This is a genomic window from Nitrospinaceae bacterium, from assembly GCA_018669005.1.
Lineage (GTDB): Bacteria > UBA8248 > UBA8248 > UBA8248 > UBA8248 > UBA8248.
The window spans coordinates 1-9,454 of record JABJAL010000125.1 but is presented as its reverse complement, the minus strand read 5'-3'; the positions used below and the strand labels follow the sequence as shown (position 1 = coordinate 9,454).

Here is a 9,454-nt window from a genome sequence, read left to right as displayed (position 1 = left end):
TACGACACAGAGATTACTGAGCGGGCTTGTCATTGGATCGAGTCGGCGGACGAGTCTACGGACGGGCCTCCATGGGCGCTATTCGTCTCTTATATTTCTCCTCACTATCCGCTGATCGCACCACCCGAGTTCTACGATATGTATCCCTTGGATGAGGTTCCCGTTCCAGAACCGTTCGAAGCAGATGACCCGAGGCTTCACCCCTGGGTGCGCGCGATTCGGCAAGGGTGGCCCTACGACGACTACATGGACGATGAGAAGCGGAAGATGGGCATCGCAGCCTATTTTGGGATGTGCTCCTTCATGGACGCAAATGTCGGTCGTGTGCTCGATGCCGTCGAAACTAGCGGTCTGGCCGAAAATACACGGATCGTCTATGTGAGCGATCACGGAGAGAACCTGGGCAAGCGCGGTCTTTGGGGAAAGATGACCATGTATGAAGAAGCCGCCGCCGTACCCCTCATCATAGCGGGGCCGGACATTCCTGAAGGCCGAGTTTGCGGCACCCCGGTTTCTCTGGCCGACGCCTATCCGACAATTCTCGAATGTGTGGGTGAGACTCTGACTGAGAAAGAAAAGGCGTTTCCTGGCGATTCCTGGTATGGCATCGCCTCCAGCCCGGAGGACCCCGACCGCGTCGTGTTCAGCGAATATCACGGTGCGGGCGCCCCAAGTGCCGCCTATATGCTCAGGAAGGGCAAATTTAAGTACATTCACTATCTGGGCTATTCACCCGAGCTGTTCGACTTGGATTCAGATCCGCAAGAAGAGGTGAATCTCGCCAGCCACCCTGGGCACGACCGCCTCCTCCAAGAGTTCGAGTCCATCCTTCGAAAAATACTTGACCCGGAAGATGCCGACCGCCGGGCAAAGAGCGCTCAGGCGGCACTCGTTGCGCGCTTTGGTGGCAGAGAAGCCATCCTCAAAGGGGGCAGCTTCGCGGGAACCCCCGCCCCGAAAGTATAAAACAAAACCCCCTTGCTCGAAGGGGGTTTTGAAATGCTGCCACAATTCCGTCAGAGAGCCTAGTTAGCCAAAAATTCATCCCACTACCCCGAGACGCAACAATGCCCTTGCCTCTATTTTTTCTTCTCTAGGCCGATGCTCTTAAATATTTCCCCATAAGCCATATAGTCATCGGCGACATCTTTTTTCAGGGCATCGCCCCAAAGCGGGGTTGGCTTATCACCCATTTTCTTAAGCAGGCTTTTATATGTCTTATCTTTTACGAGTTTCTTGAAACCGCTCACCAAAATGTCGACATGCTCTTTTGGCGTTCCTTTGGGCGCGATCATGATTCGCTTAGAAGCCAGAACAAAATTCACGCCACTTTCTCTAAATGTCGGCACTTTCGGAAACAGCTTGTTCCGTTTTTTGGAGGCCACGCCAAGAATTTGGATCTGCCCTCTGCGGTACCGGCCCAACGTTCCGCCTGTGGCTGGAAGCGCGCCAAAGGTGTCGATATGGCCGCCTAATCCCGCTCGATAAGCGGGGCCCCCGCCTTTAAAAGGAATATGCTTAAGCTTAATTCCGGCATCCGCCATGACTTTCAAGAGCATCAAATGACCCATTCCATAAACGCCGGAAGAGCCGTAGGACAACTTACCTGGGTTCTTTTTGGCATGACCTACAAATTGCTTAAATCCTTTCCATGGCTGCGATGCCATGGCCGTCATCATGTAGTCGCCTTTTGTAAATAAAAAGACAAACTCAAAATCCTTCAGGGGGTCAAATCCCATATTACGAACATGAGGGCTGACGGTCAGATGATTTGTAGAGGACATCATGAGCGTATGGCCATCGTTTTTCGCCCTCATCAACGCATTCATTCCAATCTTCCCGCCGCCTCCGGGCATTAGCTGGACAATCATCGGCTGCCCTAAATAGGTATGGGCCACACTGGCGACCGCACGTGTATTCAGATCATTTCCACCGCCAGCACCTAAGGCAACGATGACTCTTATCGGTTTCCATGGAAATTTCTTTGCTGCATGGGATTGGGTTATCCCCATCAAAAACATCGAGATCGAAAGAACAACCACGAAGGAAAAACCCCACTTAAATCGACTCATCGTCCAATCTCCCAAAATAAATATCGAGCTGCTCCAGAAAGCCCGCTTTCGGACGTTTTCCGAATACGAACATGAAATTAAATGCCATCCATATAACGCGAAATATAGAAGCTGAGTTCCTAATAATACACAAGAATCCTGGGCATGGCGAATTAAAAATTATGGTTTAAATACAGGTGAGCTACGTAATAATTGGGCCCTCTGAAAATTCACTGCTATTAAAAAAAAGGGGGAGATTCTATCCAAACAGGAATTCAAAAATTGATTGTGTATTTAAACAGGACGCTCTCAAGCTTTGACCTGCCCCCTCCCAAGGCGGTCCATGCTGAAGCAGAGGATTTCGATACTTTTTCGGCTCGGTCGATATGAAAGAAGCATGTCAGACGTTAAACAGATGAAGAAATTTCCCCTTTAGGGGAGGATGTGTGCCAAGGAACTAATTAAAGGCTAGGACGGACCTAAAGTCCCCACCCCCTTCGGCCAGAGAAAATGCAGGTTCGATCCTCCCTATCTTAAGATGTCTGTTTTAGTGTCTATTGGTGGGCCACAATCACGTACAATCAGATATAAAGGAATACAAGGTCGAAAATCAGAAAGCCCGCGCTAGCACTCCTTAATCGAGCATTGGCGCGGGTTTCCAGAAATGCTTTAGAGGGATTTATTTGACACCCGGTGTCGGTCGCAGCCGGCGGAAGACGATCCAGAGGAGCCAACCCACCAAAACGACTTTGAGCAAATCGCTCGACATGTATACGCCGTGATAGATGCCAAATTGCCGGGCGGCCTGGGCCGCGATAACAGGGTCAGGGGCGTCGAGCAGGCTGCCCGATTGCGCGATGCCGGGGCCCAAAAATAGGGCGTGCGCCAAAACGATGGAAAAAGCGGCGATGGCCATATATTTATGTACCTGGGGGGATTGGCCGGTCTCGGGTAGCACCCTGAAAAAGAGCCCCAAAATAATGAGGCCCCCGATGAGCTGGGCCACGTTCCAGCCCCGAAACATTTTGCGGTTGATGGCCCCTGCCGTCTGACGAAGCAAGCGCTCGCGCCGCACTTCAGGTATTTCGGTAAATCTATTTGATATTTCAGGTGTTTTTTTGATCGACAAAACTTCAAAAGTCACGCCTGCGGAAAACCAGACAAACAGGGAAACAGTCAGCCACCCCGAAAGCAGGAAGATTAGAAGAACCTGCTGGCCGGAAATCGGTTGGTCAGAGACCCATTGAGCGGAGACAGGCTTAGACCCTTCGCCCGAGGGCGTATCTATCGAATCACTCATGCATGGAATCCTTTTACTGAACTTAAAAAAGCTAGCGAATTGAGGGCTTCCCTGCCCCATGCCGAAAAATATACATAAACCAAAACATTAGAACATCAGCATAAACTATTGATATATTGTTATTAAAACACCTCCAAAAACGACTATAACTCCCGCCAGAACCACCCGGATCGAGATTTTCTCCATCCTCCCCAGGAACAACGCTCCCAGGACAAGCACCCAGAGCGGATAAAGCCTACTGATAGGAAGAATAGTCGATACGCTCCCAGCCACCAGAGCGCTCCAATATATAATGGCACCCACCATATTCATCACCCCGGCCAGGACAAAAAATCCAAAACTCCTGGAGTTGGCCTGGATGACTCCACCTCCCGGTATTTTCCTCCTCACCAAGAACATCACGATTGAAGCGCTTCCAAATGCAACGCCAAGGCCCAACACCGGCGTCTGCTGATAGGCAAAGGCAAATTTCGCAAAAATTGGCACAAAAGCATAGACCACAGAGGACACCAGCGGGAATAGCACCGCCCGCTGCACCCACCCTCCCTCCTCAAACCGCTTCTCGGGCAAGGAAAGCAGTACCACCCCGGCGACAATCGCCACCGTCCCAGAAATAACGGCGATTCCAGGCCGCTCTCCCAACACAACAAACGCAAACAACACTCCCCAAAGAGGTGTAATGGACTGTACCGCTGTCGCCCGGCTCACCCCCATTCGCTCAATACCGAAGTAGTGGGTAAGCGTGCCGATTCCCTGGGCGCATATTCCGGTCACGACAAACCATAACACTGGAGCAAGTGCCGTCGAAAACAACGTTCCCCTGATGGCAGCAACTGTTAGCCCGCCAATCGAGACTATCGTATTCACTGTTAGCAAAGCGGCAAAAGGGGTGCCGCCCGCCATCCCGGCCCTGATGGAAATCAGAGTTATCGCGTAGAGCAGAGAGGAGATAGTGGCGAGATATTCTCCCCGAATGCCGTAGATAAGCAAATCAATCATTTTCAACCAATTTCAAAGAGGTGAATAGCAGGGCGAGACATTACCATATTGGACTCATCAAAAACCAAAGCGCATGGCGGCAAACTCGATTCCCCCCCTCGCTGTGTTCTGTTAATGTCCAGGGAGCCTCCCATTTTGGGATATCTTTTCAATTCTTGTAGAGTTCTCCTCCCACGGATGGCTCTTCTAAAGGAGTTTTTGATGGTATTTAAAGCGACAATCACGACCAACCGCGGCGACATCAACCTCAATCTATTCGAGGAGCACACCCCGGTGACAGTGGCAAACTTCGTCAACCTCGTTCAGCGTGGCTACTACGATGACCTCATCTTCCACCGGGTAATCGACAATTTCATGATTCAAGGCGGCTGCCCCCAGGGCACCGGCACAGGCGGCCCTGGCTACACTTTTGAGGATGAGTGCACCCCGAAACTAAAACATGACTCCGCCGGCGTACTTTCAATGGCGAACGCAGGGCCCGGCACGAATGGCTCTCAATTTTTCATTACGCATGCAGAAACTTCCTGGCTTGACGGAAAACACACGGTTTTCGGCCTCGTCACAGAGGGCCAGAGAGTCGTGGACAAAATTCAGCAAGGCGACGCCATCGAAAAAATTACCATCGAAGGCGACACGAGTGCCCTGCTAGATGCACAAAACGACAATATTTCAGAATGGAACGCCATTCTCGACGACTAAAAAATACTACTAACTTCCAGGAGAATTCTCATGGCCGATGATCGTGTTTTTATTTTCGCCACCCTAAAGCCACAAGCTGGAAAAGAGAGCGCCGCAGAAGAGCTGCTTAGAGGTATGTGCGAGCCATCTCGCGCCGAGGCAGGTTGTGTCTTCTACAACCTTTTTACTGCCCGCGATGGTAGCGGGAGCTTTCACTTCATCGAATGCTGGAATAATCAAGCTGCCCTCGACGCTCACCGCGAAATGCCTCACTACAAAAATTTCCGCGAGCATCTCGGCAATTTGATGGATGGCCCGCCAAAGGGGCAACTACTCGAAGCTGTGGATTTCTCCCGGGGCACCTCACCTTGAAAGAGGCGGGCCTAAAAATTTGACAGACTGGAAGATAATAAATTTCTTCAGCTAGGCTTTTGACTCAGACAGCTCTTAGATTATCTCCTTCTCGCCATTGATGAAGGCCATCATCAACGAGGAGAGATGATCCCGCTCATTATCAGAAATCTCGATCGATAGGCCCACGGACCAAGTAGTTGGATCTGTGCGGTTTTCGAATATATGCGCTACCGTGGCGGCCAAACCCGAGAGGGTAATGTCATACAGATTTATTGTGCAGGTGCATTTATCACCTAGTCTGGGACATTTGGGCAGATTCAGCTTAAAACCGCCCGCGCTGAAATCCTCAGGATGAAGAGGCTCATCCGAAAGCTCGGGAACCGAAATAAAAAATTCCGATGGCGAGTGCGTACTATCGGTAGGATAATCAAATCTCGTAAAATCGCGTTTATCTTCCATTTTTTTTAAACCTTTCAAAATAGACAATAATCCTTGGGCTATATATCTTTATCATACTTCAGATTTACGAATTCAAGAATACTACACATGATCAATACTAGCCGTTCCTCTAACAAGGTGAGGTAGTTTAACGAGTATTTAATACGTCGCGCATCCCTACCCACGCGAGCAGATAAAGATATTCGGACCATATAGTACATCATATTAAGAGACAGCCATCTCCTCCCGCAAAACTCAAAATCGACCATTGAAGCTGTTCAACAATCTCCACCCCTTGATGGTGACAAACATCCTGGCGCTCCTCTCCAAGTGCTAATTAGGCCTTGAAATTCTGTCACGCTTTGCGATCTTCCTGGCGCCTGATATATAAATCGCCTGTTTGTCTACCACCATTTCATTCCGCCGCTCATCAGGGATATTAAAAGATGGATCATGAAAAGATACTCGTCATAGCCGCACATCCGGATGACATCGACTTTCGTTGCGCCGGCTCGGTTGCTCTCTGGAGCCGGGAGGGGCGTCATGTGGAGTACGTCGTTTGCACCAGCGGAGAGAAAGGTTTCAACGGAAACGGGGCATCGACCCTTTCCATCGAAGAGCGGCGAAAGATCAGGGAAACCGAACAACGAGCCGCTGCTGAAACGGTCGGAACCAAAGCCGTGCACTTTCTCCGCCACACGGACGGTGAGCTAGCCAACACAGCCGAGCTTCGGCGCGATTTGGTTCGCGTCATGCGCCAGGTAAAACCCGATCTGGTGATTTCCGATGATCCGGCTCGAGATGCCTATGACAGCTTTTACGGGTATCACAGCGATCACCGCGCAATCGGATTTGCGGCCTTCGACGCTCTCTACCCTGCCGTTGGGAATGAGAATTTTTTCCCGCAATTGCTCGCCGAAGGCTTTGAGCCACACCGGCCAAAAGAGGTTTTCTTCGGAAGCCGCGAGAAGATGAACACTTGGTTCGACATAACCGAGACCTTCGATCTCAAGACAAAAGCCTTAGCCTGCCATAAGAGTCAGATACCCGACATCAACGAAATTACCCCCCGATTGAAAGAATGGGCAGGATTGACGGGTAAGGAGAAGGGCTACGAGTATGCCGAGGGATTTAGAAGCCTCGAATTTCCTAAATAGTAAGGGCTAAGGCACTCCCTAAACCTGTGGGAATAAGCTAGAATATTTTTAGAAAGTCACAAATAGTACATTTCAATCACCATTATCAATGAGGGAATTCCATGTTTGGGTATCAGGGAAAAATCCTGCACGTCGATTTGAGTACCAGGCAAAGCCGTGTCGAGGAATTTGGCGATGAATTCGCCCGCAATTATTTAGGTGGTAACGGATTCGCCGCCAAAACAATTTGGGAAATGGTGCAGCCAGGAACCGACCCCCTTTCCCCCGAAAACGTTATTTGTTTTGCCGTCGGGCCCTTTACAGACACCGCAGTGCCGAGCGCAAGCCGCGCCTGCATCGGTTCGAAAAGCCCGCTAACAGGTTATTTCTTCGACTCCACGTTCGGAGGCGCATGGCCCATCACCCTAAAGCGCACGGGCCACGACGCACTCATCTTACACGGCAAGGCAGACTCTCTCATTTATCTGTCCATCACCGAGGATGGCGTTGAATTCTGCGATGCCTCGGATCTTAAAGGAAAATGGATCAGCGAGGCCTGCGATACCATCTCAGAGCGCGAGGACGGAGCCGATGTTCTTGCCATCGGACCAGCAGGCGAGAATATGGTTCGCTTCGCCTCCCCTGCCCACACCTGGCGCAAGAGCCGGGACGGCATAGCCGGACGCGGGGGCATGGCAGCCGTCATGGGTAGTAAAAACGTCAAGGCCATTGCCCTCAAGGGCAAGGTAAAGACATCGGTTCCCGACGCCAAGGCGCTTCGCAGTTACGTCAACGAAACCGCCGAGGAGGTCCGCACCGGCACAGCGGCCCTCCACAAATATGGCACACCGATTCTGGTGAACATGATCAACAAAATGGGCGCGCTTGGCAGCTACAACCTCAAGCAGGAAATATTCGACAACTGCGAGCCCATTAGCGGCGAGGTGATGCTTGAGAACTATCTCGACAAAGACACCACATGCCTCAAGTGCCCTGTGGCCTGCGGGAAGGACTATTTAATTAAGGGCGGAAAATGGGACGGCAACAAGTGGAAAATGCCCGAGTACGAATCGATTTTCTCGCTCGGCACAATGCTTGGTATCAGCGACCCCGGAGCGCTTCACCGGGGCAACCAGCTTTGCGACGAACTCGGCATGGACACCATTTCGGCCGGCGTCACTCTATCGCTTGCATATGAGTGCTACGAGCGCGGCCTTATCACTAAGGAGGAGACCGGCAAAGAGCTCGCTTGGGGCGACCCGGACACCATGCTCGAACTTCTTGAAGACATAGCGCTCAGGCGTGGTTTCGGTGCGAAACTCGCAGAAGGCGGCCAGCGCCTAGCCGAGGAAATCGGTGGGGATGCGCCTAACCTCCTCTATGCCACCAAAGGCCTTGAGCTTCCAGCCCACAGCGCCCGAGCCCTAAAAGGCATGTCAATTGGCTATGCCACCGGAACACGCGGCGGAAGTCACCACGACACCCGCCCCACGCTTCAGTATGCAGCAGACCACGACAACACAACGACCGAGGGCAAGGCCGAATTCGCTTTCCGCACGCAGAATTTCACCGCCCTCGGAGATTCGCTAACGCAGTGCCGCTTCACAGCAGAACGCGGCTACGGGGCGATGATCAATGATAAATACGCTACCTTGCTCAATCTTGTGACGGGCTGGGACACAACAGCCGACGAACTTGAGCTTACAGGAGAGCGCATTTGCAACCTCGAGCGTGCTTTCCAGGTTCGAGAGGGAGCCGACCGCTCCGGAGACACACTTCCCCACCGAGTTATGCATGAGCCCATTCCAGACGGCCCCCATAAAGGCATGTACTGCCCACCCGAGGAACTCGAAGCGATGAAAGATGAGTACTATATCCTCCGCGGCTGGGACGAAAATGGTATTCCCACTCGCGAAACGCTAGGTCGTTTGGGGCTCAATGATTTGGTGGGCGATGTAGCGAAAAGCTGAGCAGAGAACCAATTGATTCTTAAATCTTCTTCCCTGTGCGGTTTTTTTTACCGATTCAGGCAAAAAATTCCGCACGGGGTGACGGTCTTCATCTATTGCCTCACAGATAAGTCATTTCTATTCATACAGTTATGACACATATCCCATACGGCACGACCTTTGCTTAACTGTTCTTTGAAGTTTCTTCGCGGACGGGTTGGATATTCGCGAGAGCTGAAAGGGTTGGGGGGCGCCATGTGGACGCCTCATCCCCTTTCGGTGGCAACCGAATCAGGAAGGGATATTCGGATGGGCGTATTTCCAGGTTTATCCACAGGCGCTTCCTCCATGCGGAACGCCTCAAATATCATTCAAGTCCTCGGAAACAACATCGCCAATGCAAATACACCCGGCTTCAAGCGCAGCCGCGCCACAACATCAGAGGCGTTTTACAGCAACCTGTCATCCGAAACCGGGTCAAAAGACAAAACACAGGTAGGCAACGGCGCAAGCCAGGTGATAGTCCAAAAAATTATCACCCAGGGAAAC

Annotated in this window: 10 protein-coding genes; 6 read left to right on the top strand and 4 right to left on the bottom strand. The window is 51.5% G+C overall.

Features of this window, described 5'->3' with window-relative positions:
* The coding region (locus tag HOJ95_18620; protein ID MBT6396708.1) for a sulfatase-like hydrolase/transferase at nucleotides 1-966 on the top strand (966 nt) is incomplete at its 5' end.
* Nucleotides 967-1,079: 113 nt separating this feature from the next.
* Here HOJ95_18620 and HOJ95_18615 read toward each other — a convergent pair.
* The 3 genes from HOJ95_18615 to HOJ95_18605 all read right to left on the bottom strand — a co-directional run bounded on the left by HOJ95_18615 (nucleotide 1,080) and on the right by HOJ95_18605 (nucleotide 4,350).
* A complete protein-coding gene (locus tag HOJ95_18615; protein ID MBT6396707.1) occupies nucleotides 1,080-2,072 on the bottom strand; it encodes a tripartite tricarboxylate transporter substrate binding protein in 993 nt (330 codons plus the stop codon).
* 658 nt (nucleotides 2,073-2,730) lie between these two features.
* Nucleotides 2,731-3,351 (bottom strand): hypothetical protein, encoded by a 621-nt coding sequence (locus HOJ95_18610; GenBank protein MBT6396706.1) that lies wholly within the window; start codon nucleotides 3,349-3,351, stop codon nucleotides 2,731-2,733.
* Between the two features lie 105 nt (nucleotides 3,352-3,456).
* The gene (locus HOJ95_18605; protein MBT6396705.1) at nucleotides 3,457-4,350 is read right to left on the bottom strand and encodes a DMT family transporter; all 894 of its coding nucleotides are present in this window, start codon (nucleotides 4,348-4,350) and stop codon (nucleotides 3,457-3,459) included.
* Nucleotides 4,351-4,551: 201 nt separating this feature from the next.
* On the opposite strand from HOJ95_18605, the gene HOJ95_18600 reads away from it, so the two are divergent.
* Nucleotides 4,552-5,049, top strand: a complete 498-nt coding sequence (locus HOJ95_18600) for a peptidylprolyl isomerase (GenBank protein MBT6396704.1) — start codon at nucleotides 4,552-4,554, stop codon at nucleotides 5,047-5,049.
* A gap of 30 nt (nucleotides 5,050-5,079) precedes the next feature.
* Nucleotides 5,080-5,400, top strand: coding sequence for an antibiotic biosynthesis monooxygenase (locus tag HOJ95_18595; GenBank protein ID MBT6396703.1), 321 nt, complete (start codon nucleotides 5,080-5,082; stop codon nucleotides 5,398-5,400).
* Nucleotides 5,401-5,475: 75 nt separating this feature from the next.
* On the opposite strand, the gene HOJ95_18590 is transcribed toward HOJ95_18595, so the two are convergent.
* Nucleotides 5,476-5,841, bottom strand: coding sequence for a PilZ domain-containing protein (locus HOJ95_18590; GenBank protein ID MBT6396702.1), 366 nt, complete (start codon nucleotides 5,839-5,841; stop codon nucleotides 5,476-5,478).
* A 425-nt stretch (nucleotides 5,842-6,266) separates the two neighbouring features.
* On the opposite strand from HOJ95_18590, the gene HOJ95_18585 reads away from it, so the two are divergent.
* The 3 genes from HOJ95_18585 to HOJ95_18575 form a co-directional block, all read left to right on the top strand.
* Nucleotides 6,267-6,977 (top strand): PIG-L family deacetylase, encoded by a 711-nt coding sequence (locus HOJ95_18585; GenBank protein ID MBT6396701.1) that lies wholly within the window; start codon nucleotides 6,267-6,269, stop codon nucleotides 6,975-6,977.
* Nucleotides 6,978-7,078: 101 nt separating this feature from the next.
* Nucleotides 7,079-8,926, top strand: a complete 1,848-nt coding sequence (locus HOJ95_18580; GenBank protein MBT6396700.1) for an aldehyde ferredoxin oxidoreductase family protein — start codon at nucleotides 7,079-7,081, stop codon at nucleotides 8,924-8,926.
* A 234-nt stretch (nucleotides 8,927-9,160) separates the two neighbouring features.
* Nucleotides 9,161-9,454 (top strand): hypothetical protein (locus HOJ95_18575; GenBank protein MBT6396699.1); only part of this gene is annotated, 294 nt, incomplete at its 3' end.

Coding starts and splice junctions, on each gene's coding strand:
- HOJ95_18600 (MBT6396704.1), top strand. CDS start 4,552: ATGGTATTTAAAGCGACAATCACGACCAACCGCGGCGACATCAACCTC.
- HOJ95_18585 (MBT6396701.1), top strand. CDS start 6,267: ATGGATCATGAAAAGATACTCGTCATAGCCGCACATCCGGATGACATC.
- HOJ95_18590 (MBT6396702.1), bottom strand. CDS start 5,841: ATGGAAGATAAACGCGATTTTACGAGATTTGATTATCCTACCGATAGT.
- HOJ95_18605 (MBT6396705.1), bottom strand. CDS start 4,350: ATGATTGATTTGCTTATCTACGGCATTCGGGGAGAATATCTCGCCACT.
- HOJ95_18615 (MBT6396707.1), bottom strand. CDS start 2,072: ATGAGTCGATTTAAGTGGGGTTTTTCCTTCGTGGTTGTTCTTTCGATC.
- HOJ95_18580 (MBT6396700.1), top strand. CDS start 7,079: ATGTTTGGGTATCAGGGAAAAATCCTGCACGTCGATTTGAGTACCAGG.
- HOJ95_18610 (MBT6396706.1), bottom strand. CDS start 3,351: ATGAGTGATTCGATAGATACGCCCTCGGGCGAAGGGTCTAAGCCTGTC.
- HOJ95_18595 (MBT6396703.1), top strand. CDS start 5,080: ATGGCCGATGATCGTGTTTTTATTTTCGCCACCCTAAAGCCACAAGCT.